Origin of the sequence: Cohaesibacter sp. ES.047, from assembly GCF_900215505.1 — a bacterium.
In the GTDB taxonomy this organism is placed as follows: domain Bacteria; phylum Pseudomonadota; class Alphaproteobacteria; order Rhizobiales; family Cohaesibacteraceae; genus Cohaesibacter.
In genome coordinates this window covers 1564667-1588419 of the sequence record NZ_LT907844.1, presented here as the reverse complement: position 1 = coordinate 1588419, position 23753 = coordinate 1564667, and the positions used below count along the sequence as shown (strand labels likewise).

The 23753-nt window shown below is 54.9% G+C and carries 20 protein-coding genes; 12 read left to right on the top strand and 8 right to left on the bottom strand.

Annotated elements, in window-relative coordinates:
• Positions 1-55: 55 nt before the first annotated feature.
• Positions 56-1006: an IS481 family transposase gene (locus tag CPH65_RS07115; RefSeq protein ID WP_096171912.1), complete on the top strand. Its 951-nt coding sequence runs from the start codon at positions 56-58 to the stop codon at positions 1004-1006.
• Positions 1007-1145: 139 nt separating this feature from the next.
• On the opposite strand, the gene CPH65_RS07110 is transcribed toward CPH65_RS07115, so the two are convergent.
• Positions 1146-1757, bottom strand: a complete 612-nt coding sequence (locus CPH65_RS07110) for a LysE family translocator (protein WP_096172854.1) — start codon at positions 1755-1757, stop codon at positions 1146-1148.
• Between the two features lie 337 nt (positions 1758-2094).
• Here CPH65_RS07110 and CPH65_RS07105 point away from each other — a divergent pair, with 337 nt between their 5' ends.
• The 5 genes from CPH65_RS07105 (at position 2095) to CPH65_RS07085 (ending at position 7485) form a co-directional block, all read left to right on the top strand.
• On the top strand, positions 2095-3180 hold the full coding sequence (locus CPH65_RS07105; RefSeq protein WP_096172853.1) for an AraC family transcriptional regulator: 1086 nt from the start codon (positions 2095-2097) through the stop codon (positions 3178-3180).
• Positions 3181-3285: 105 nt separating this feature from the next.
• Positions 3286-4428: an efflux RND transporter periplasmic adaptor subunit gene (locus tag CPH65_RS07100; protein WP_096172852.1), complete on the top strand. Its 1143-nt coding sequence runs from the start codon at positions 3286-3288 to the stop codon at positions 4426-4428.
• The gene (locus CPH65_RS07095) at positions 4425-5135 is read left to right on the top strand and encodes an ABC transporter ATP-binding protein (protein ID WP_096172851.1); all 711 of its coding nucleotides are present in this window, start codon (positions 4425-4427) and stop codon (positions 5133-5135) included. Before CPH65_RS07100 ends, CPH65_RS07095 begins: the two co-directional genes overlap by 4 nt.
• Positions 5132-6268, top strand: coding sequence for an ABC transporter permease (locus tag CPH65_RS07090; protein ID WP_096172850.1), 1137 nt, complete (start codon positions 5132-5134; stop codon positions 6266-6268). The genes CPH65_RS07095 and CPH65_RS07090 overlap by 4 nt, the downstream gene beginning before the upstream one ends.
• 5 nt (positions 6269-6273) lie before the next feature.
• Positions 6274-7485: an FtsX-like permease family protein gene (locus CPH65_RS07085; RefSeq protein ID WP_096172849.1), complete on the top strand. Its 1212-nt coding sequence runs from the start codon at positions 6274-6276 to the stop codon at positions 7483-7485.
• Positions 7486-7594: 109 nt separating this feature from the next.
• On the opposite strand, the gene CPH65_RS07080 is transcribed toward CPH65_RS07085, so the two are convergent.
• The 3 genes from CPH65_RS07080 to CPH65_RS07070 form a co-directional block, all read right to left on the bottom strand.
• The gene (locus CPH65_RS07080; RefSeq protein WP_096172848.1) at positions 7595-9571 is read right to left on the bottom strand and encodes a bifunctional diguanylate cyclase/phosphodiesterase; all 1977 of its coding nucleotides are present in this window, start codon (positions 9569-9571) and stop codon (positions 7595-7597) included.
• 79 nt (positions 9572-9650) lie between these two features.
• Entirely contained in the window at positions 9651-10214 is a 564-nt protein-coding gene (locus CPH65_RS24255; RefSeq protein WP_197703976.1) for a hypothetical protein, read from the bottom strand.
• An 8-nt stretch (positions 10215-10222) separates the two neighbouring features.
• Positions 10223-11020, bottom strand: a complete 798-nt coding sequence (locus tag CPH65_RS07070) for a crotonase/enoyl-CoA hydratase family protein (protein ID WP_096172847.1) — start codon at positions 11018-11020, stop codon at positions 10223-10225.
• Positions 11021-11121: 101 nt separating this feature from the next.
• Between CPH65_RS07070 and CPH65_RS07065 the strand changes: the two genes are divergently transcribed.
• Positions 11122-11718, top strand: a complete 597-nt coding sequence (locus CPH65_RS07065; RefSeq protein ID WP_096176281.1) for a TetR/AcrR family transcriptional regulator — start codon at positions 11122-11124, stop codon at positions 11716-11718.
• Positions 11719-11817: 99 nt separating this feature from the next.
• Positions 11818-13026, top strand: a complete 1209-nt coding sequence (locus tag CPH65_RS07060) for an amidase family protein (protein ID WP_096172846.1) — start codon at positions 11818-11820, stop codon at positions 13024-13026.
• Between the two features lie 50 nt (positions 13027-13076).
• Here CPH65_RS07060 and CPH65_RS07055 read toward each other — a convergent pair whose 3' ends face one another.
• A complete protein-coding gene (locus tag CPH65_RS07055; protein WP_096172845.1) occupies positions 13077-14111 on the bottom strand; it encodes an AraC family transcriptional regulator in 1035 nt (344 codons plus the stop codon).
• Positions 14112-14254: 143 nt separating this feature from the next.
• Here CPH65_RS07055 and CPH65_RS07050 point away from each other — a divergent pair, with 143 nt between their 5' ends.
• Both CPH65_RS07050 and CPH65_RS07045 read left to right on the top strand, forming a co-directional pair.
• Positions 14255-15427: a S9 family peptidase gene (locus tag CPH65_RS07050; RefSeq protein WP_096172844.1), complete on the top strand. Its 1173-nt coding sequence runs from the start codon at positions 14255-14257 to the stop codon at positions 15425-15427.
• Between the two features lie 27 nt (positions 15428-15454).
• Positions 15455-16006: a hypothetical protein gene (locus CPH65_RS07045; protein ID WP_096172843.1), complete on the top strand. Its 552-nt coding sequence runs from the start codon at positions 15455-15457 to the stop codon at positions 16004-16006.
• A 212-nt stretch (positions 16007-16218) separates the two neighbouring features.
• Here CPH65_RS07045 and glp read toward each other — a convergent pair whose 3' ends face one another.
• Positions 16219-17466, bottom strand: coding sequence for a gephyrin-like molybdotransferase Glp (glp, locus tag CPH65_RS07040; protein WP_197703975.1), 1248 nt, complete (start codon positions 17464-17466; stop codon positions 16219-16221).
• Between the two features lie 252 nt (positions 17467-17718).
• Here glp and CPH65_RS07035 point away from each other — a divergent pair, with 252 nt between their 5' ends.
• On the top strand, positions 17719-20487 hold the full coding sequence (locus tag CPH65_RS07035) for an ATP-binding protein (RefSeq protein WP_172891474.1): 2769 nt from the start codon (positions 17719-17721) through the stop codon (positions 20485-20487).
• Positions 20488-20572: 85 nt separating this feature from the next.
• Here the strand turns inward: CPH65_RS07035 and CPH65_RS07030 are convergent.
• Together CPH65_RS07030 and CPH65_RS07025 are read right to left on the bottom strand one after the other, a co-directional pair.
• Positions 20573-21639 (bottom strand): IS630 family transposase gene (locus tag CPH65_RS07030; protein ID WP_096171592.1). Its coding sequence is split into 2 segments (ribosomal slippage): positions 20573-21135 and positions 21135-21639, totalling 1068 coding nucleotides; the frame shifts between segments, so codons are not numbered across the junction.
• A gap of 60 nt (positions 21640-21699) precedes the next feature.
• Entirely contained in the window at positions 21700-22452 is a 753-nt protein-coding gene (locus CPH65_RS07025; protein WP_096172840.1) for a response regulator transcription factor, read from the bottom strand.
• Between the two features lie 159 nt (positions 22453-22611).
• On the opposite strand from CPH65_RS07025, the gene CPH65_RS07020 reads away from it, so the two are divergent.
• Positions 22612-23748 carry a NapC/NirT family cytochrome c gene (locus tag CPH65_RS07020; protein ID WP_244574559.1) on the top strand — a complete coding sequence of 379 codons (1137 nt, stop codon included), beginning with the start codon at positions 22612-22614 and terminating at the stop codon, positions 23746-23748.
• The last annotated feature ends 5 nt before the right edge of the window (positions 23749-23753 follow it).

Genomic DNA, 23753 nt, shown 5'->3' with positions numbered 1-23753 from the left:
GTTTGATCCCATGCTTTGATGGTGCACCTTTCTCATTTGAATGGAGGGAAGCACTATGGGCCAAGTTCTACACGGCAGCGCCACGACGACAGAGGCAGTCCGTCGAGCAATACAAAATAGTCAAGAGAGCCTGAGAGTGCTTTCCAAGCGATACGGCATCAATCAGAAAACGGTCGTCAAGTGGAAGACGCGCACCTCACAAGCGGACTTAAGAACCGGACCGAAGGAGCCACGTTCGACTGTGCTTTCGCGGCAAGAAGAAGCGACCATTGTCGCCTTCCGCAGGCATACCTTGTTGCCTCTCGACGACTGCCTTTATGCACTCCAGCCGACAATCCCGCATCTGACGCGCTCTTCACTGCACAGATGCCTGCAACGACACGGAGTTTCGCGACTACCGAGTGTCGAAGGCGACAAGCAGCCAAAGAAGCGTTTCAAGAGCTATCCGATCGGCTATTTCCATATCGATATTGCCCAGGTACAGACAGCTGAAGGCAAGCTCTATCTCTTTGTGGCTATTGACCGGACTTCCAAGTATGCCTTCGTTGAACTCTATACCAAGGCAGGAAAGATGAATGCTGCACAGTTCCTGCGCAATCTGGTCGCCACTGTGCCCTATACCATCCATACTGTTCTGACCGACAATGGCATCCAGTTCACCAATCGGTCTCGCGATCTCCATGAGTTCCAGCACATCTTTGACCGGGTCTGCACTGGAAACGGCATTGAACACCGCCTGACAAAAGTGAAGCACCCATGGACCAACGGTCAGGTCGAGAGGATGAACCGGACTATTAAGGATGCCACCGTCAAACGGTTCCATTACGACGATCACGAGCAACTCCAGAAGCATCTGGCTGTTTTCATAGATGCCTACAACTTCGCTAGACGATTGAAGACGCTAAGGGGCCTGACCCCATACGAATTTATCTGCAAAAAGTGGACAGAGGATCCGGAAAGATTCAAAATGAATCCGATCCATCAAATCCCGGGACCGAACACCTAGCTTACTATCCCCATAGAAAATCCAACCCGCGCTTTCCTCCTTGTCAGATTTATCGCCGCTGGATGACACACATCTAGCAGCAACAAACCCTAGACGAAGCTGCCGGCCACCCAAATGCTGAGAATGTCTGCTCGCTGCGCTAAGCGGCCTTTTCCGTTCGCGCAAGAAGAAGCGCGGCGGTCCCCATCAGACCAGCCGAGGCGCGGTTGATGATCCTGCGCCGTAGAGGGGTAAGGGCACGCGCTCCGACCAGAGTTCCTGCCGACACCCACAGCAGCGCGGCCACGCCTTCGACCAGCAAATAGAGGGCGCCGAGTACAAAGAGCTGCGGCATTAACGCAGCGCCATCATTCACAAATTGCGGAATGAAAGCGGTGAGTAGGAGGTAAGCCTTGGGATTACCCATCAGCGTGAAAAATTCCCGACGTATCAGCATCGAAACCTCGGGAGCTTCGATCTCGGTCGAGACATCCGCAGTCCAGAATTGCCACGCGAGGTAAAAAAGATACGCAACGCCGACCCACTTCAGCGCGACAAAGGCGAGTTCGGAAGCGCGGAGCAAGACATCGAGGCCCAGAGAGACCAACACAACAAGGACAGCCCACGCGGCCAGACGACCGAAAATACCCTTAGCGGTCCGCAACCAACCTGCTTTGGTTGCAGAAATGAAGGCCAGAAGGTTATTTGCTCCCGGTGAGGCACCTAGAAGCAGCGCCGCCGGAAGGAAGATCAGTAGCTGTTCTAGCGTCATTGCCGCCCCTTTCTGTTTCTAAGGTTAGTATAGGGCATATCGCCCGTAAGGCAACGTTTTGCCAAAGCAGCCATTCGTGCGTTGCAGCATCCGTTAGATGGGCTCTTACCGGTCACTCGTCGGCAAGTATATGTTGCAAATACGCTTACCCAATTCCTACAGTTCGAGCAAAGCGCAGCATTTTTGCATTTAGGGTGAGGAGCCTTTCGTCTGATGGTGTATTTTTTTGAACACGGGGCGGCTTTTAACTCACAAGGCGGTTGTGCAACTGTCCTGATCATGCAACTCAAGAATTGACGATATCCACTTTACTCGAACCGAAACGCGTCAGACTTTCATGATTTTTGTCCCGCTTTCCTTTGTTGTCACCTTGCCTCTGGTCATCCTGTTTGTCTTGATGATATGGACCAATGAAGAACAGCCACGAAACTGGCCTTTTCTGCTGCTGATCCTGTTGTCGGCGGTTCAATCGATGCTGATCGGTTTGCGCTTCGGCTATCATGTACAATGGGCGGACGTAGTCGCTCCGCTGATCGCAAGTGCAATGCCTGTGTTTGTCTACCGCGGCGCCCTGCATTTTACCGGCTCGGTGCAAAAGCAGAACTTGGTCGCGCTCATGCCGCATGCCCTGCCGCCTGCCATCATGCTGGTTCTGCTGCTGGTTCCTTTGCGACAGTTCATCGACGCAACGATCATTCTGATCTTCATCATCTATGCGATGCTCATCCTTTACAGGGTAAGGCGCGGCCCTGATGAACTTCGCCTTGCCTCGCTGGAGAGCGCAGGCTCGGCACATCGTGCGCTTCTATATAGCGCGTTCGTCCTGATATTCTCGGCCAGCCTTGATACTCTCATCAGTGTCAATGCCATCTTTTACGACGCACACTGGATGGCGCTGGCCGCCACAATGGGCAGCATCAGCACTCTTTTGTTTCTCTCGATTGCGGTTGCAGTCGCCAGCCGTAGCCGCGCGGCACCCGGCTCGCTTCGTGGCTCGGATGACGCGGCGCAAGAGGACGAGAATGCGGACTTCCAAGACGAGGAAGATGCTAGAACCATGGCAACCATCGAAATATTAATGACCGAAAAACATATTTATCGTGATCTGGATCTCAACCTTGATCGCCTTGCGCGAAAAGCCATCATCCCCTCACGAGAGATATCGGCAGCGATTAATCGAAGCACGGGCAAGAATGTCTCACAATATGTCAACGATTACCGCATCGCAGAAGCCTGCGAGCGTTTTCTGACCGAGACGGCGCCAGTAACTACCATCATGTTCGACGTCGGGTTTCAGACCAAATCCAACTTCAACCGAGAATTCCGCCGTGTGACGGGCATGACGCCCTTACAGTGGCGCAAGGCGCGGGGCTGGAGGGCAGCAGGCAGGCTAGCCCGTCGAGCAGGCTTGAGAATGGACTAAATCGCGATTCAGTTCGTATCATTTCATGATTGAGGTCGCACCTTTGTGGTGCGGAGCCGATGTTGGCTGTGTCAAGCACACACACCAACACCGGACCTCGATAGGATGAACATGATCACCGAACAGGAGCGCAAAATTGCCCAGACGCTGCGCGCTCTCTCAGACAATGACCCCGTCGATCCGCCGACGAACAGAACGCCATCCTCGGCGAGGCACGCATTCTTCAGCAAAAAAACGCTTTTGCTGACGGCTGGCGCATTCCTCACCATAGCATCGGTCGCTTTATTTAAGCCCGATCTGCCCGCTGCCTTTTACGAAATGCTGGGCGCGCCTATTGAGAACCCACTCACCCAAACGGCGCTGCAAACCACGCCTTCATCAATGCAGGCGAGCAAGGACAACGCCCTCCAGTCCATGCCTCCGGCGGCAATCCCGGCACAGGTGACCGGCTCGGGCTATGTGATTGCGCCCGACAAAGTGACGCTCTTCGCCCAATATGCGGGGCAGATTACAGCGGTCTCCGTCAAACCGGGCGATACGGTCACCATTGGCCAAGCGCTCATCACCCTTGACGATCTCGATCTCCGCCTTGCTGTGCAACAAGCCACAGCTTCAAGAAAGGCTGCCACACTCGCCCTTGAAGCGGCCCGCATCGCGTCTTCTGACAAGGACGCCACCTTCAAACGCGCCATTGGGCTGAACGAACGCGGGTTCGTCTCGGACACAGATCTTCAACGAGCGAGAGTTGCGGCCCTTGAGGCGGCAAACATGGTGGAGCAGGCCCGCGTTGCTGCGGACAAGAGCGCGCTTGACCTGAGGGAAGCTGAGGCAAAGCTTGCCGATCTTACCATTCGCGCGCCCATTTCAGGCACCGTGCTGCAAGTCACCGCGAGAAAGGGCGACAGAGTGCCGGATTTTTCCGACGCCATTCGCTCTGGCGGACTTGTCACGATCGCCCGGTTTGACCAGTTGGTGATCGATGCCGATGTGGCGGAGAAGGCGGTTGGCGGCCTCGTCTCCGGTCAGGTGGGAGAAGCCACTCTGGACGCTTTTGCCGACAAGCCTTTTGCGGTCGCCGTCCAGCGCATCGCACCAGAGGTCAACAGCGCCAAGGGCACCGTCAGCCTTCGGCTTGTGCCGAAAGATCCGCCGGCAGGCATCCGCCCTGGCATGGCTGCCCGCATTCGCATCACTCTGACCAAACCAGACCCCTCCCCCAACCAGCAACAAGGAACTCAACAGCCATGACTGGACACAGCAATTCAGACCCGTTTATCGCCCTTCGCAAGGTCACCAAAGGCTACCGGACGGGCAAGGAACAGCTAACCATCTTTGACAAGATGGATCTGACCATCGAACGCGGCGAGTTTGTCGCTGTGATGGGACCATCCGGCTCGGGCAAATCGACCCTTCTTAACCTGCTCGCCGGAATAGACCGCCCCGATGAAGGCCAGATCCACATCAATGGACAACGGCTCGACCATATGGGGGAAGCGGCGCGCTCCGGCTGGCGCGCGCATCAACTCGGCATCGTCTTTCAGTTTTATAATCTTCTGCCAATGCTCAATGCGGCGGAAAATGTTGAATTGCCCTTGCTTTTGAAACCGTTGTCAGCGCGAGCAAGACGGGATCGCGTGGAAAAAGTGCTCGACCTTGTCGGCCTTGGCGGTCGGGGGCGGCAAAATCCTGCCTCCATGTCCGGCGGCCAACAGCAGCGTGTCGGCATCGCCCGCGCCATCGTCAGTGATCCGGCGCTGCTGTTGTGCGATGAGCCGACCGGTGATCTTGATCGGAAATCAGCCGACGACGTGTTGGCGATGTTGGGGTTCCTCAACCGGGAGCTGGGCAAGACCATCGTTATGGTCACCCATGATGGGGAGGCCGCGGCCAAGGCTGGCCGCACGCTGCATCTCGACAAAGGCGTCTTTATCGAACAGATGGAGATGGCGTCATGAGTTTTTTCAGCCTTGCGCGCAAAAGTGCCCTGCGCAACCCCGTCCGTAGCCTGTTGCTGATCCTGTCAGTGGGCATGGCCTTTCTGATCCATGGCGTCACGGCCAGTTTCATCAACGGCACCCAAGGCACAGAGGCGGCCAGTGATACGCTTCTGGGGGTGATGAGCGCCACCGGCGGCGCATTGCCCATGGCCTATTTGCCCCGCATTGAAGCACTGGGTGGCGTGGCTGCGGTCAGCCCCGTCATGCGACTGCGTGGCAGCATCGGTGATGCCCGCAATGTCATTGCCGTCTCCGCAGGGGATCCGGCGCGGCTGATGGAAGTGAATGGCAAGGAGATGGGCCTCACGCCCGCTTTAGGCGGGGCGCTTCAATCCGGACGCGACAAAGTGCTTGTCGGGCGGGCGCTGGCAACAGCACAAAACTGGACAGTTGGTGACCGTCTGACCTTGAAGGCCTTCCATGTCAAACATGGCGGCGTAGATCCTGACTGGCATTTTGAGATTGCCGGTGTTTTTGACGGTGCCAGTCCCAGCACAGACACCTATTTCATGATTGCCCAATATGATTATATCAATCTGGGCAGGGAGCGCGGGGCAGACACGGCATCGACCTTTGCTCTCAAACCGGCAGCCAATGTCCCCCCGCAAAAGCTGGCAGCCCACATTGACGCGCTATTCGCCAATTCTGCCGCACCGACCCGGACCATGTCGGAAAAGCAGTTTCTGAGCGCCTTTCTCAGCCAATATGCCGATGTCAAACAGGTGGTCACGCTGGTGGTTGGCGCCTCGTTCATCACGCTGTTGATGATCGTCACCAACACCATGATTTTCGCCTTGCGCGAGCGTCGCTTCGAGATCGGCGTGCTGAAAGTGCTCGGCCTTCGCTCTTGGCATATTCTACTCATGGTGCTTGCCGAGGCTCTATTGGTCTTTGTTGTCGGCGGTCTCATAGGCCTTGGGCTTGCGAAAGTGACGAGCCTTGTCGCTCCTTTAGAGCTGGGGCTCGTGCTTGGACTGTCCACCGCTCTTCAATCCGCGCTCTTCATTGTCCTGCTCGGTCTGATTGCTGGCCTATTGCCAGCCTTGTCAGCCATGCGCACGCCGATCCTGTCCGCTTTTAAAACGAGGTAATCCCCATGCAGTTTTTTATCAGACAATGTGTGGCGACGAGCCGCGCCACCCTTCTCAGCCTGCCGCGACGTCTTGCGATTTCCCTCTCGATGGTCGGATCCATCATGCTGGTCGTTTGTGTCCTGTGCGGATTTCTGGCCATGGCGCAAGGCTTTGAGCGCGCGCTCAAGAGCGCGGGATCGAGCCAGATTGCAATCATTCTTGGTGGCGGCACCAATAGCGAGGCCAATTCAGACCTTTCGTCCGATACAGTGCGCAAAATCATGGCGCTATCGGGCGACATAGGCGTGCTCCGCGACAAGGCGGGCATCCCGATTCTGTCGCGAGAAATCATTGCGCCTGTGCAGTATCGCGCGGACGGGGCAACGACAGCAGGCGACATGCTGGCCCTGCGCGGCATGGACCCATCTGGCCCCTCCCTTCGCGATGGCGTCAGCCTTTCAGCAGGGCGTCTACTCACCCCCGGCAGCCGCGAAATCATGGTCGGCGATCAACTGGCCGCCACCTATCCGGTCTTCGCCGTTGGCAACAAGGTGCAGCTGGGTCCGGTGACATGGACCGTTGTCGGGCACATATCCGCGCATGGCAGCGTCTTTGAATCCGAAATCTGGGGTGATCTCGACGCCGTCCGTGCAGCGTTCGACAGGCCCGGTGCTATACAAAGCCTTCGAATGCGGCTGGAAGCTCCGCAAGATCAGGCCCTTTCCAAACTGCAGACAGCGGTGTCCGGCCTCTCCCCAAGTCCCCTGACGATTGTTACAGAAGCAGCGCTTTATGCCGATCAGGCCGCCGGGACAACCCGCCTGATCCGCCTGTTTGGCTGGCCTGTTGCGTTGCTGATGGCCATCGGTGCCTCGGCAGGAGCGCTCAACACCATGATGAGTTCGCTTGCCGACCGAACAGTTGAAATCGCCACCTTTCGTGCGCTCGGTTTCAACCGCATCTCTGACTTTCTGGCCGCATGGCTTGAAGCGATGCTACTGGCAATCCTCGGCGTTGCACTGGGGCTCGGAGCTTCTTGGATTGTCTTCAACGGTTGGCAAGCCAGCACCCTTGGGGCCAACAATGCCCAAATGGCATTTCAGTTGGTGGTCAGTGATGAGGTGATCATCAAGGCGGGACTGGTCGGCCTTTTGATCGGAGCCATTGGTGGCGCCCTGCCCGCGCTAGCCGCCGCGCGTTTGCCAATCACCGCAGCGCTCAGGGCAAGAGGATAGGTCTCATCCGATGAGAGGCAATGGGAGGTGCATCTTGATCTCAGGAGTTCAGGATACATTTGCCCGCCTTTGAATATCTATTCCAATCCATCACTGCAAACTACCGGGATCAGGCGCTCTGACGGATACCTTCGGCGGAGAGATCGTCGTTTTGTGACAGAAGCTCAATCAGGTGCTCCTGAGTCACGGGTTTGGAATAGTAATAGCCTTGAACCATTTTGACCTGTAATTCGCGCAAGAGCGTCAGTTCCTGCTCGGTCTCCACTCCTTCAACGATGCAATCCAGTTCAATGTCTCTGGCAAGGGTGAGCAGCGACTTGACGATCTTGAAATTGCGCGCCTCGCGATGAAGATCGGTCACGAAGCTCTTGTCGATCTTGATCTTGGTCAGCGGCAGATGATGCAGGCGTGATAACGAGGAATGGCCAACCCCGAAATCATCCAGAGAGACGCCGCATCCAAGATGCCGGAAGAGGCGCAAATGTTGCTCGACCTTGGACGATTCCGCACCAAGGGCGGTCTCGGTCACTTCCAGATTGATGCGCGTGGGCGCAATGTCGCTGCTGGCGATCCGCTGATATATCCACATCAGCAGCTCTTCATTCGAGACGTCCATGGCCGACAGGTTGATCGATAGCTGCAAGGCGCTAGGCCAGTCTCTTGCTGCGGCAAGGCTCTTTTCCAACATGATTTTGGTGATATCGGCAACGCAGCCTGAGGTCTCGGCAATGGGAATGAACTCGGATGGCGCAACGTTGCCCAGAGAGGCACAGTTCCAACGGGCAAGCGCCTCAACTGCAATGATCCGATCATGGACGATATCGACAATGGGCTGGAAGACTGGCGCAATCTCGTCTGGGAGCGCCCCTGATTTTAGCGCGTGCTGAACCTGAACCACACGTCGCTGTTCGCAATGCAGATGTTCGGAGAAGATGGTGCATGTGCCGCGCTCGGTTCGCTTGCCCCGATACAGGGCGAAATCCGCTTTCTCCATGACATCCTGAAAACTGTCCTTTTCTGGATCGAATTGGGCAATCCCGACTGTTGCGGAAATGGAGACTTCGCTGTCATCCACATCGAACGGGCGATGCATGACCTCGCAGATCTGCTCACCGATCAGGCGGCAATCCTCGTTGGAACCAGAGTCGCTGACAATGAGCGAGAACTCATCCCCACCCACACGAAAAAAAGCCACGCCGGGGATATGATCCGCCAGTGTCTGAAGCCGCTGCCCGACCTGCTTGAGCAACAAGTCGCCAACCATGTGGCCATACATGTCATTGATCGGCTTGAAACCGTCCAGATCGATGGCTCCTGCTGCTATGGTTTTTTCACTCTGGCAGGCCTCCATGCACTGGCGCTCAAGGGCATTATAGAAGGCCCGACGATTGGGGAGATCGGTCAGGCTGTCCCGGTTGGCTAAACGTTCGTTGACCTCAATCAACTGTTTGGAGCGGGCCTGCTCTTCGACCATGTGGCAGAAATGACAGTAGCTCTGGCGCATTACGAACATCATGCCGATGCAAACCAGCGTCACATTGACCGCGGCAGCCTGAAAGAAGGTCGTGTCTGAGAACAGGAAGAAACACACGAAGGTGCCATTCACCACAAGGGTAACAATCAGGGCGGCCAGTGGCAGAGACCCCAGACAGAAGATGCAGGATATGACCGTCACGGCCATATAGAAAGAGACGTGGACCTTGTCCAGAGCATGCCCATACTTAAATAGCATCAAGGACCAGGACGTAAAGGCGATGGAGATGATGACAGACAACTTGATCACCCCTCGCACGCGCGTAAGAGCCTGTTGCTTAGAGAGGGAAGCAGGGTCCAGACGCAACCAGTCAATGCTGCGCAAGACAGCGATAACCGTGGCGATGGCGGGGGGGTAAAGGGTCAACCAGTCCGGCGCAATGGACATATGGGTGCTGGCAAGCACCCAGCTGCTGATCAAGAGGATGCCATACATCAAAGGCAACTGACCGGACAGGACGGTCAATTGCGCGCGCAACATGGCCAGATCCTTGTCTCCGGCAAGAAACCAACTCTTGAGTTTCTGGGTGGTGATTGGCTTGGCTCTAGCCATTCAATATACTCCGATCGGCTTTCCTCATGCTGGAGCCTATCGGAGAAATTGAAACATTCAGTAAAATTAGCATTGTCATTTATTTTTGGCGCAATCCGCTGCCACAGGGTCCAAGCACCACCCGCTCGCCGGTCGCACCAGCCTGGCTTGCAGTGTCGATACGGTCCGGCAATCCTCTGGCGTTATTCCACCACCGATTGGGGTTCTTGCTTTGCGGATCATACGCCGCCCGGCTCGCCCAATCTTCCCTGACAAATATGACCGGCTCTTCATAGTGATGGGTGTAGATGATTGTATCCATGACGCTGGACAGGATTTTCAGATCCCGCTCAATGGAAATCTTCAGCTCCACCATCGGGTAGGTCTCGGTCGACCCGGCTGTGAAGCCAGCCTCATGCGTGGCGGCCGTTGAAGCTGCCGCTGGCTGAGAGGTTTCTTTGCCAACCGCCGAAATGCTTGCATTGCGATTGTAGCGCCCAAAACTGAGTGGGTGCACAGACATGACCGCATCCAGAATACGGTCAACCTCTTCAGGCAAGGTCTGAATCTCAATTGTCCAGACCGGCACCAGATGACCTGACGATGCCTCATAGTCAAACAGGTGATCCATCGTGTCTTCCTTTGCTTCCTGATTGTTTTCCATCAAGCCTCTTACTGTCCGGTATACAGGGGTGTTCGCCGCTCGATCCACGCCTCAAGCCCCTCAAGCACATCCTGCGTGGTGCACATGCGGGCAAATTGTTCTCGCTCTATCAGCAGGCCTTCATCGATTGTCGTGTTGATGCCCCGGGTCACGGCGGAAAGAATGCGCGACGCCGTGAGCGGAGAATGGCGCAGGATCTGGTTGGCAAGATCAAATGCTGCAGGCAAAAGATCCGCATGCGGCACCACTCTGTTCACCAGCCCCAGTTCCTGAGCGCGATGCGGACCAAAACTCTCGCCGGTCAACAACAGCTCAAGCGCTCGTTTGCGCCCTGCAAGGCGCGGCAGACGCTGCGTCCCGCCAAATGTCGGCGGAATGCCGATATTGATCTCCGGTTTGGCAAAGACTGCCTGATCTGATGCAACGGCAAGATGGGCCGCTTCCGTGATCTCGCACCCTCCCCCGTAGGCAATGCCGTTGACGGCGGCGATCACCGGTTTGGGGAAGGCTTCGATCCGCGCTGTCATCGCCTGACCGCGACGACAGAAGTCTCGCACCGCTTCATCGGTGCCGCGCCGGATGCTATGGCTGAACTGAGGAATGTCTCCGCCAGCCGAGAAAGCTCGCTCGCCCGCCCCCGTCAAGACAATTGCGCCGATAGACTCGTCACCTTCGATCTTGTCGAGAAGGGCAAGCAGGCGATCATTCATGGCGTAATTGATGGCATTGAGCTTTTCAGGGCGATTGAGTGTCAGGACGGCAATTCGGTCCTGCTGTTCAAATCTGACAATGTCGTTGCTTTGCATGGTGTCTCTCCTCTCTTGGTTGACAGACAGGCTAGCGGGCGACAGTTTGTAAGCAAACTCACTAGGCAGTATACATACTGGAATTGAGCGAGGTTGGGAGCATGCCTTCACCTGCAAAGCCTGCCCGGGAACGGATCATCGATGCGGCCAACCGGCTCTTCTATCGCGAGGGGATCCGCGCGGTGAGTGTTGATGCGGTGGCGGAAAAAGCCGGCGTTACCAAGAAGACGCTCTATTACCATTTCAAGAGCAAGGATGACCTCATCACGGCCTATCTTACCGCGCGGGATCAGCCAAATCTCGCGCAGTTCGAAGCATGGTTCGATGCAGCCGAAGGCAATGTGGCGGATAAGGTTGAGGCGATTTTCATCGCGCTGGCAAAGTCATCTCGCCACCCCAAATGGAGAGGTTGCGGTTTTCTGCGCACAGCAGCCGAGCTTGCCAACATGCCCGGCCATCCGGCCATGACGGTGGGTGCCGCACACAAGAAGAAATTTGAGGCTTGGCTTACGGAGAGGCTTGTCGAGGCTCACGTCCCGCAGCCGGAAGCCACAGCCCGCCAGATTGTTCTCCTGCTCGACGGAGCCTTCTCCATCATGCTGGTGCATCGCGATCCGGCCTATGTCGAAGAAGCAGGGCGCGCTGCCCGGGCGCTCCTATCGGGTGCACAATCCGGTCACTCACCAACGATCTCCTGATTGGTGCGACATCTGAACGGGTTACAAGCCGTCTTCTCTCTTTGCTTTGACGCTCTGAAAATGGTTGTCTCAACGAAGATCAAAAAGGAGAGTCGTGCAATGCCTAGCATCAATTTTCAGGACAAATCTGGCTCCGTTGTGACCGCTCTCAAGCTGGACCCTTCGGCTGAAGGAAGCCTTGATGGGCTGACCTTTACGGTCAAGGACAATATCGACATCGCAGGACACAGGACATCTTACGGAAGCCCCGCTTGGCGAGAAGCACACCTTCCTCCGATGGAGAATGCAGTGTGCGTTGACCAGCTACTCGCTGAAGGGGCGCGATGTGTCGGCAAGGTCGTTGCGGACGAGTTCACTTATAGCCTTGATGGCGAGAGCCAATTCTTTGGCACGCCGCGCAATGCGAAAGCGCCGGATCGAATTCCCGGAGGATCTTCAAGTGGCTCTGCATCTTCTGTGGGGCATGGAATAGCGAACTTCTCCATCTGTACTGACTCAGGTGGATCAATTCGGGTACCCGCCAGCCTATGCGGTTTGTGGGGTATGAGACCGTCGCTTCATAGACTATCGGAGGCCGGCGTCCTCCCCTTCATGCCATCGGTCAGCACGGTTGGCGTTCTAGCGGATAGTTTGGCTCACCTCGCTATGCCTATGAAGGTTCTCCTTCGCAGCGGACGCCTGAAACCAGCCGAAGTCGAACGTCTTCTTGTATTGACCGATGCCCTCGGTGTCGCAGATCCTGAGGTGCAGGATCAAGCCAACGCGAAGCTTGAAGAAATATCCAGACGAACTGGCATTCCGGTTCACTCGGTCAGCTTTTCCGAAATCACCGAAAATGCATACGAGCTCAGGGATTGCAATCTCAAGGCCCTACGGGATTTGCAGACGCTCGAATTCCAGAACACTGTGGGAAACTGGATTGAAACGGTAAAGCCGGAACTCGGTTTCACCTTTTCCATGGCCTATGGCAACGTTCAGTCTTTCAATAGGCAGGAAGCTCTGAAAAGCCTTGAGCATTGTGAGCGACTTTTTGCGGCGATCAACGCTTACCTTACCCCAGGATCGGTTATTTGTTTTCCGACGACCCCTGTCATCGCTCCGAAGAAGGGAACGCTCAACACGATGGATGCGGTTATGGATTTCTATGACCGGACCATGACGATAACCGCTTTTTCTGGTGTGGCGCGGCTTCCAGAAATCTCAGCCCCACTGCTAGCGGCCAACGGGTGCCCGGTAGGGCTGTCTTTCGCAGCCGCTCACTATGAGGATGAATTCCTGATCAATGCCGTGAAACAACTACTAGCGTGAAATGTTAGAAGACCTGAGCGGAACGGCCTTCTCGGAGCAAGCAGATTTCGCTATGCGTTTGTCCTCGTTTTTCGCATCGCTCTTGGAGACGTTCCGAACCAACGCGTCGCGGCGTGATTGAAAGCCGCTTGCTCGCTATAGCCGAGCCGGAAGGCGACTTCGGACAAGGAGATCCTGTCGTCAGCCAGCAGGTGGCGGGCCGTTTCCGCACGCACGTCATCCACGATCTGCCTGAAAGAGATGTCCTCCTGCATCAGCCTTCTTTGTAGGCTACGCACGGACATGCCCAGAAGAGACGCTACAGCGCTTTGAGGAAGGACCGCGCCTGCCATCTGTTCTTTGACATGGTGGCGAACATAGGCAGCCACACTGTCGAGGGCGGGGATCTGATCAAGCGCCTTTTCAGCGACTGATTCCAGCGCTGTGAAAAGGGCAACAGAAATGGGATTGCGGATATCTTTCAGGCGGGCCTGATCAAAGGTGATCGACGCGCTCGACTGGTTAAAAAGCACAGCAGAGCCAAAGACGCGATGGATTGGCTCAAGGTTATCAGGGGCGGGGAAGTCAAAACTGGTTGAAATCGGAAACAATGGGGTGCCGAAGACCTGCTCAGGAATAAGTGCAACGTTGGCCAGAGCCCAGATCGTCCCAAATCGGACTTCAGGGGTCGCCTTCTCCTCACTTGAGGCATGCTTGTGGGTCATGATCAAACGGTGAGGCGTATTGAGTATCTCAAAGGATGAGCGCTGGTACAGCAAACGATTGAAGCGGGACAGCTGATAAAAGGCAGACCGGGGCGTCTCGCTGCGCAAGATCAGCTCACCAATGGTACCAAGACGGGAAAGATCCACACCCAAGGCCAACACCGCCCCCACTTCTGGCCCACCCCAACGCTCGACAAGAAGAGGCCGCAGGTCGAGAAAAAGCTTCTCTTCTATTTGAGAAATGGTGCCGCTGTCCTGTCTGCGCACCGTGGCTTGATGGAAACGCACCGCTTCCGAAGCGGAGATCAGGTTTTCCTTTAAGGCGAGGTCGACGAGCGCATCAAACAAGGCTGCGGCTGACTGGGCTTTGAGTGAGGACATTTTGCGTTTCCATTGTGGTCTGTCTGGTTTCGACTATACGGCAGATGGCGGGAAAAATCAAAAAATTGGCGTAATTTATCAAAAACCAACGCTGCGTTTGCGCGATCTATACGGCTGTTTTTCTGTTATACGGAGGCGTGATCATGTCAGGCTCTAACGAAAATTCATCCCCTTCATTTGGCATTCGCCATCTCTTTGATGATCAAACCTATCACTTTCAGGCTCTGCGCGTTCTGAGCGATGCCGGTGCCGGCGCGGCAGACATAGCCGAAGTGCTGCAGGCGATCGCAACCATCCCGTCAGGCAACGCCGATGCTTGGTATGCCGCCTTTGCGCGCATTGCGCAGAACAATGAAGATCTGGCAGAGGCGTGTGGCGATGCCAATAGCAGTGGGTTAGCCCGGTTTCGGGCACACACCTATTGGAGAACGGCCGAGTTCTTTTTGTCTGCCACGGATAAACGCCGCGCTATTGCCTGGGAAAGACAGATAGACAGTTTCGATCTGGGGCTGGATGATCATTCCATCGCTTATCTTCGCTATGAAACCGCGTATGAAAACGGCTCTCTGAAAAGCATCTTCTTCCCTGTAGAAGGCGGAGAGAAGCGTCCCTTGATCATGATTGTTGGTGGCTTTGATGGCACCTTGGAAGAGCTGTATTTCATGATGGGCAAAGCTGCCAATGAGCGGGGATATAGCGTGCTTCTTTATGAGGGCCCCGGTCAGTCTGGCCCGGTGCGCGAGCAGCAAATGTATTTCACGCACGAGTGGGAAAAACCAACCAGTGCCATCATTGATGATTTTCTTGAAAAGCATCCAGCCTATGACCGGATCATCCTGACGGGCATCAGCCTTGGGGGCTATCTTGCGCCACGCGCTGCTGCCTTTGATGACCGGATCGACGGCGTGATCGCCTTTGACGTGATGTATGACTTTGGCGCCGTGGCCGAGAAGTTTCGCCCCATGATCAACCATCCCGTCTATTCCAAAATGCCTGGCATTTCATGGGCGCTTGAAAATGGCCAATGGGTCTTTGGTGTGCAGAGCCCGGAAGCCTTCGTCGACGCGGCACGTCCTTTCACGCTCGCCAATGTTGCCCATCAGATCAAGGGTGACGTGCTGATCCTTGCCGGTGAGATCGACCACTTCGTTCCCCTGTCGCAAGTTGATGAGTTCAAAAAGAGCCTCACGAATGCCCGCTCTGTAGAAAGTGTCATATTCAGTGAAGCCTCAGGGGGTGGTGAGCATTGTCAGGTTGGCGCAACTTCTCTCTGGCATGCTAGGGCTTTCGATTGGATCTTACGCAATTTCGAATAAGACTCTGAAGACAAGAAAGAAATGAAAATGAAGACAACGACGACTTTGGCGCTCGCAGCCATTGCCCTTACAGCCACCAATGTCCTGGCACCTTCCAATGTTGTGGCCGCGGAAAGCCTGCTCGATAAGACGAACCAGCTTTGCTTTGGTGCATTCGACGGCGATCCGCTTGAAGAGATGGGCTTCACATCCTTTCAAATGGAAAAGGAAGTCCCCTTCATGACCGATGCCTATGAGGGCGAGATCGATGGCCAAAAGGCGTTGCTTTTTTTGGGGGAACGCTTTGGCGACAAAGCGTGTGATGTGAACCTGCCTAAAGCACCGACCCAGACCTATCAATCGGTTCATGACGAGTTGTTGGATATGTTCGGTGTGAATGGCACCAACTACGATAAACCAAACAGCGACTTGGGCTATCTGGGAGAGATTTGGGCAGACACGGAAGCGATGTCCGGCCCCATCGAGAATCTCGAAATTGAAGGCATGAAGCTGGGCTCGGTCTTTGTTCAGTATACCAAAAAGCCTTTCATGCAGACGGCCGGTAGAGCCGGCTTCATCATCTCCTATTCCACGCGGTAAAGGTTCCGCTCGATTGGTGAGCGGGCAACGGCCGGAAGGACCATCACGCAGCCAAGCTTCCTTCCGGCCGTTTGTCCCTTGTTTTAGGTTAGTCAATCGATTGATATGGCCGATGAGCCGATTGTCTTGTGACAGGTGGCCAATGCTGAAGCCGGTGCGGTTTCCAACCAACCGGCTCCAATTCAGTTTTGGCATTTACAGAGACAGCTGGCTCAGCCGAGCAGCGTTTCAAAGGGCAGAAAATCGAGCATATCCCCCTCTTGAACCGTGTTTCCTTCCGGAATGTTTGCCAGACCGTTGGCCCAGCAAACACTCGTCATGATCGCAGATCCCTGCTGAGGGAAGCTTTGGATTTCCATGGTTCCGTGCTCACCGACGACCGCACGCGCACGGATATATTCACGGCGCTTGCCCGGTTTTGAACGGGAAAAGCCAGCGGGAAGACGCCAGACCGACGCGGTCGTATCCTTACGCCCCTGAATGTGACGAATGGTAGGCGCGGCAATCAAACAGAACGTGATATAGGCTGCAACAGGGTTGCCCGGCAGACCAATGACAGGGGTCTGGTTAACGCTTCCGAAGGCCACGGGCTTACCAGGTTTGATATTCAGCTTCCACATGTGAAGCTCGCCAAGCGAAGTCAGAGCAGCCTTCACGTGATCTTCTTCACCAACTGATACACCGCCTGTCGTCAGGATGAGATCGACCGAATTGGTCGCCTCGATCAGCGCGGCCTTGATGGCTTCAGGCGTATCTTCGATTGGCCCGAAATCAACGATCTCACACCCAAGCTGCGACAGAAGACCGATCAGAGCATAGCGATTGGAATTGTATTTCTTGCCCGCTTGCAATTCCTCTCCCGGCTCGAGCAATTCATCCCCGGTGGAAAGGATTGCCACTTTGACCGACCTAAAGACCGTCAGCTGCGCAACGCCGACAGAGGCAGCAAGTGCGAGATGCGCAGGCCCTATCCGCAATCCAGATGAAAGGATGACTTCGCCAGCCTGAATGTCTTCTCCTGCCCGGCGGATATTGTTCCCCGCCTTGACTGGCATCTTGAATTCCACCTTGCCGTCCTGCTCCGAACAGATCTCCTGCATCACCACGGCATCCGTTCCAGCGGGAACCGCCGCGCCCGTAAAGATCCGGGCAGCAGATTCCTTCTTCATTTCATCCCCGATATAGCCGGCCGGAATGCGCTGCAATATGGGCAATGAAAGGCTGGGCACGTCCTCATCAAGCCGGTCGCTTCGCAAGGCATAGCCATCCATAGCGCTGTCGTCTGCGGGAGGGACATTGACGGTTGAAACCACATCTTTGGCCAGGACCCTGCCGTGCGCCTCAGCAAGAGCAACCGTTTCATACGCCTGCGAACCCTCGATATGTTCCTGGATCAGGCGAATTGCGCCTTCTATTTCCAGCAGACGGGCCTTACCCATCGTCGTGTTTTCTGTAGCCATGACCGTTATTATTCTCGTTTGTAAATGCTGATTTTATCGTTAATTCAGAGCTTTAGCAGAAGATTGAAATCGACCTCGTTGATCGTGATCAATGCTCTTTCATTCAATCACTCTAGCATGAAATGCGCTGCCCGCACGGCTCCCATGTTGGCTGTTGATGCCGGTTTTCAGTCGCGCCACACATCCCCCCGATCCTCCGCCTTCCAATCGCACAATGACGGCCATGACTGCACCATTCACAGGAGAGTTGTTTTGAGAAACTCTATTGCGCGGACTGTTCTTGTTCTGCAATGGATCGCGGTCTCCGTCATCATCATCATTGCCATTATGGCTGCCGGGCTCGCCTGGCACAATATTTCGTCGTATCAGCGCATTGTGAAGCTCGCCGAGCTGGACCGGACGCTTTTCAGCACGGTGACCAAGAGCCGTGTGGAAATCGGCACCGTCGGCGTTGCGCTCATTCAGGAGCGGGAACCGCGCAAAACGGTAGACGGCTCCTTGGCCCATCTGAACCGGCTTCATAGCACAGCGGTCGCATCCCTAAAGAAATCAGGCCTGTCGAATGTTGATGAGCTATTGCAGCAGTTCAGTGAGATCCATCAGCACCTGAAGAAGCAAGAACGGGTAATCTATGCGGAACTGGAAAAGCCGTACGATCAGCGCACGGTCATCAACATCGAACCATGGCGTCAGATGATCTATGCCTATGCGGACACCATTCTTGGTGCCAGCAACATTGTCGGCACTCGATTGCGCACCGTCGACAACAATCTCAGCGATCTCGTCACGGTCAGGGAGCTTTCCTACGCCATTCGTGATCGCTATGCCCGCCAATGCTCCCGTTTCCGGCCAGCCGTACAGAATGACAAACCCCTTACGCCCATAGAGAGGAAGCGTTGGAGAGAGGATGTGGGTGCCTATCGAGAATTGTGGAACAGCCTTGACAGGATCGCCTCACATTATCCCGATGACTTCTGGTTGAAGCAGAGCGTTCTTGACGGCAGAAAAATGACCCACAAAACGCAGTTCGTCATGGATAGAGTGCTGAACGGGCTATCGGGCTCCGGCAAGCCTGCCTATGACGCCAAGGCATGGTCCGAAAACTGTCTGGAAGCCTATGGGTCCATTTTGGGTATCGGATACAGCAGTCTTGATGACGAAGTTGCCTATGCAGAAGAAAAGCGGCAAAGAGCCCTTCTGCTCGGGGCCATTTCTGCGATCGTCCTGCTGGTTAGCCTGGCGTTTGGTTTCCTCACCGTAAGGTTCGTCAGGCTTCGGCTTTCCTTGCCTTTGAGAGCTCTGGCGTTGGATGTGGCCCGAATGAACAAGGGCGATCTGCAGGTCCCGATAAAAACCGATACGAGCAGGAACGAACTGCATGCCATTGCTGACGCGCTGGAAAGACTACGAATCCGGTCGCTGGAAGAAATGCGTCTCAATCAGCGCATCAATGAGTTGCGGATTGAACTGATCGATTATGCAGGCCGGATGAACCATGCCAAGACGGCGTTCCTTGCCAGAATGAGCCATGAAATCCGGACGCCTCTCAACGGAATTCTGGGCACCGCTCAGTTGCTCAAGGAAAGTCAGGTTACAAGCGAACAGAGGCAGTGGCTCAGTGCCTTGACACAGTCCGGCATGCTGTTGCGCCGGTTGCTCGATGATCTGCTCGACTATTCTCGCATCGAAAGTGGACGGGCTGAGATTGAAGAGGTGCCCTTCTCCCTGACCGAGCAGATCGAGGCCGCTGAAGCAACCATTGTTTCTACCGCGCATGAAAAGAGCCTCGTCTACACGCGTGTCGTGTCCCCTAACGTGCCCGATATCATCATCACCGACCAAGCCAAGTTGGTACAAATCCTGCAAAACCTTCTCAGCAATGCTGTCAAATTCACAAAGGAGGGTGAAGTCTCCCTGTGTGTGGATCTGAATGAAAAGCAGAGCAAGGATTTCAGCCACTATCTGGAAATCGTCGTCAAGGACAGCGGCATCGGCATCGACAAGGAGGCACAGGCGACGCTGTTTGAACCCTTCACTCAGGCCGACAACAGTATGGCACGCCGGTTTGGCGGATCCGGCATGGGACTGGCCATCTGCAAGGGCTATCTTGACCTTCTTGGCGGCACGATCAGCGTGCAATGCCCGGAACAGGGCGGCACTGTCTTCACGGTCCATCTTCCGGTTTCCTGCGATGAACGATGCGAAGACGTCAAGCTCTTGGCGACTGAAGATGATGACCTGCCTCCTCTGACTATCCTTGTTGCGGAAGACGATTCAGTCAATGCTCTGATCGTGCAAACGATGTTGGAGAAAGCGGGCCACTCAATTGATCTGGTTTCGAATGGGCTGGATGCGCTGCAACAGGCAAGCCTGAACATCTATGACGTGATCCTGATGGATCTTTCGATGTCAGAACTTGATGGTATCGAAGCTGCCCGCAGGATCCGCTCACTGGATGACGAAATGAATGCCACGGTACCCATTGTGGCTGTTACGGCAGATTTCATGATCGCAAGACGGCTCAATGTGGGTGAAATTCTCTTTGATGGCTTTGTAGGAAAACCTTATGTGCTGAGAGAATTGGAACATGCAATTGCCGTCTCCATCGGCTTGGCTCCCCGCAGTAGCAAGCCTCCGGCAGGTGCCGATCGCCTCAGTCCTCTGACCGAGCAGGCACAGGATCTTGGCATCGAAGGTGCGCACCGGGTGTTGGAGCTATTCCTCTCGGAAATGCCCGGTCTCGCCGACAAGCTGTTTCACGCGGCTCACGCTCAGAACTACGAGGAAGCGAGCGCCCTCGCCCACCGCATCAAGGGCGCATCCGCTCATGTGGGCGCAAGATGGATCAACGGCTTGGCCAAGGCTGCGGAAAAGGCAGCGGAGAGCGGCGACGGGGCTGATCTGATCAATCTGGCAACGCAAATCCAGGACAATCTGGATGAGAATTTGCAAGATTTCCTCAGGCAGTCCAGAGAGGAACTCAAGCCCTTTGAGAAAAATACGACGCAAGACAGCGCATAACCTCAGGCCCGCTCATGCCTTTCTTTTTGGCTTTCGTCCCGACCGCCCCAAAGCGTCTAGACTTCAGGCTTGATACCAACGGCATTTAATTCTGACCTTCTTGAGCCCATTTTCTCATACCTATTGAATGGATGATGGTTGGGTTGGCGGAGAGGCTCTTCCATGCTTGGCAACCAGCATCAAGAATGGCGGCATAGTCTTCGAAGACCCGATTGGACAGGAAGGTACCGCGCAGATACTGCCAAATATTCTCAACTGGGTTCAGTTCCGGTGATTTGGAAGGCAACAGGAGGATGGTGATATTCTTGGGCACGTTGAGTCTGCTTGTCGTATGCCATCCGGCACGATCCATCAGCACCACGGCATGAGCGCCGCGCGCCACTGTCCTTGAGACTTCTTCGAGGTGCATTTGCATGGCCTGTGTATTTGCAAAAGGCATCATCAATCCCGCGCCAACGCCACGCGCTGGACATATTGCACCGAACAGATAGGCATTTTTATATCGCTGATCGGCTGGCAGACGTGGTCTGGTTCCCTTTTTTGCCCATAGTCGGGCCAGTCCATTCTTCTGACCAAGCCTAGCCTCATCTTGCCACCAAATCTCGATGGGCTTGTTCTTTGGCAAATGGCCTACATGCGCTGCCAACGTTGCGGAGAAGTTTTTTTGAAAGCATCAATGACTTCAGGCTTTTGTTCTGGATGTTGAGGTCGACCAGATATGCGCACATACCCCATGCGGCGCAAAAGATCCCGTACTCCACGTTCCTTGTAGGAGACCCCAAACCGCTCTTGGATCACACGCACCAGATCCTGGCTACGCCAGACAGAGACGCCGTCCTTCTCAGGATCAGGACCGGTTTCAACGATAGCAACAAACTCTTCGAGCTGTTCTGGGCTCAAGCGCATGGGAGCGCCGGTTGCTTTGATGTCGACAAGACCATCGGTGCCTTGCTCATTGAAGCGAAGAACCCAATCTCGCAAAGTCTGGCGGTCCATACCGCCGACTTTGGCGGCATCAGCACGGTTCATGCCGTCATAGACAGCCGCAATGGCCAGTAGGCGGCGGCTCTGTTTGGCATTGCGGCATCCTTTGGCAAGACGGCGCAAACTATCGGCGTCAAAAGCATCGCTAAGAATCAAAGCGGCAGACATGGCAAAATCTCCTTTGCCATGTTGAATCACGCCAGTGCTAAAAATGGAATCCCTAAAGAGTCAGAACTTCACGCCCTTGGTATGAGACACTTTTTCAGCGAAATAATAGCCCAATGCATATTCGGTCATGATGTAGCTGGGCTTTCTCGGGTTGGGCTCGATCTTGCTTCTCAATCGACGGATCAGGACATCGATGGTGCGATCATTTGGGTTCCATTCATGCCCGCCAATGGCCGTGATCAGGTCAGACCGGGAAAGCACGCGCCCTGCACTCTTTATCAACATGGCAAGCAATTGAAATTCCGCATGGGTGAGGCGCGTCAACTCTCCTGCCGGGTTCGTCAGACGATGCCCGTCCAAATCGATAGACCAGCCGGCGAATTGTTTCACGCCAACAATCGGTTTGGGCTCTGAACGTTTCAGGGTTCGGCGCAAGACAGAGTGAATTCTTGCCTCCAGCTCCCGAAGAGAGAAGGGTTTGGTCACGTAATCGTCAGCTCCAAGCTCCAGCCCGATAATGCGATCGGCCTCTTCTCCCTTGCTGGTCACCAATATGACCGCAACGTCGTATTTTGAATGCAATTCGCTCATCAGAGACAAGCCATCGCCGTCGGGCAGGCGAATATCCAGCAAAATCAAATCCAACGTCTGCTTTTCCATCAGAACACGCAGTTTCTCTGCACAATCAAGGCTGTAGACCTGATATCCTTCCTTTTCGAGGTACGAACACAGTGTCTCCTGAATGATTGGTTCATCATCGACGACTGCAACTTTAAGGTTAGCGGGATTATATCTGAACTGGTTTTGTGTCATCGCCGGCTTTTTTCGTTAACAATTGAGAGTATTACATTAATACTCATGCAGCTCTAGCTTTACAATGCTGTCGTATATTCTCTGGCAAGTCAACAACTACGCAGAATTACTTTCCAGAGAGTAGAATATATGAAGAATCCCTTAGCGTCGATTTGGGCATTGCTAACAAGACGAGTAGCTATCGGTGTCGCTGTACTGGTGTCAGTCGTGGCGACTTTGCTGTTTGTCGCCGGGTTTCATACCACGATGGAGGCGACAACCAGCCTAGAATTCTGCACGTCCTGCCATGAAATGAGGGAAAATGTCCTCCCGGAATACAAGGCATCGATCCACTATTCCAACCCATCAGGCGTGAGAGCGACCTGCGCAGATTGCCACTTGCCTCAGGATTTTGCCGGCAAAATGGTGCGCAAGACCGCCGCACTCAACGAATTGTATCACCATCTTCTTGGCACGATTGACACTCCTGAGAAATTTGAGGCCAAGCGGCTCGAGCTGGCAAAACGCGTCTGGGCGCGCATGGAAGCCAATAACAGCAATTCCTGCAAAGGCTGCCATTCCTTTGACACGATGGACTTTGCTCACCAGAGCGAGAAAGCAGCCAAGCAGATGCAGAAAGCGGCCGAAACTGGCCAGACCTGCATCAGTTGCCACAAGGGAATTGCGCATAAGCTGCCAGACATGAGTGCCGGTTTCCGCTCCATGTTTGAAGACTTGGAAGCCAAGTCCGCGAAAGAACAAGGCAACGCTGATGAGCTGTTTACATTGGCCATGTCGCAAATTTGGGGTGATGCCGACAAGGCTTCTTCGGGCGGCAAAAAAGATGGCACCGTGCTGCCGGGTACCAAACTCAAGGTGGTCGAGCGCAAGGATGGGCTGTTGAAGGTGGCCATCGACGGTTGGCAGCGCGAAGGTGTTGAACGCGTGCTCGTTGCCCGGCAAGGCGAACGCATCTTGCAGGCTGCTTTGACTGCGGGCCTCGCCAAGACCGCAGAAGTGCACGGCGAAGCCTTCGACGAGGACACCGAGTATAACTGGAAAAAGGTTGCCCTTGAAGGCTGGATGAAACCGACCAATCTCGTCTCTGACGAAAAGGCCATGTGGGCCTACGGCGCAGAAATGTACGAGTCGGTCTGCGGCGCCTGCCACAGCCTGCCAGCAATCGATCACTATACCGCCACACAGTGGCTCGGCATGGTCGATGGCATGAAATCCTACACCAGCCTCAGCAAGCCAGAGGTCTATTTCCTCAAGTCCTATCTGCAATATCACGTCCCAACGGACGAGAAGCACTGAGCCCG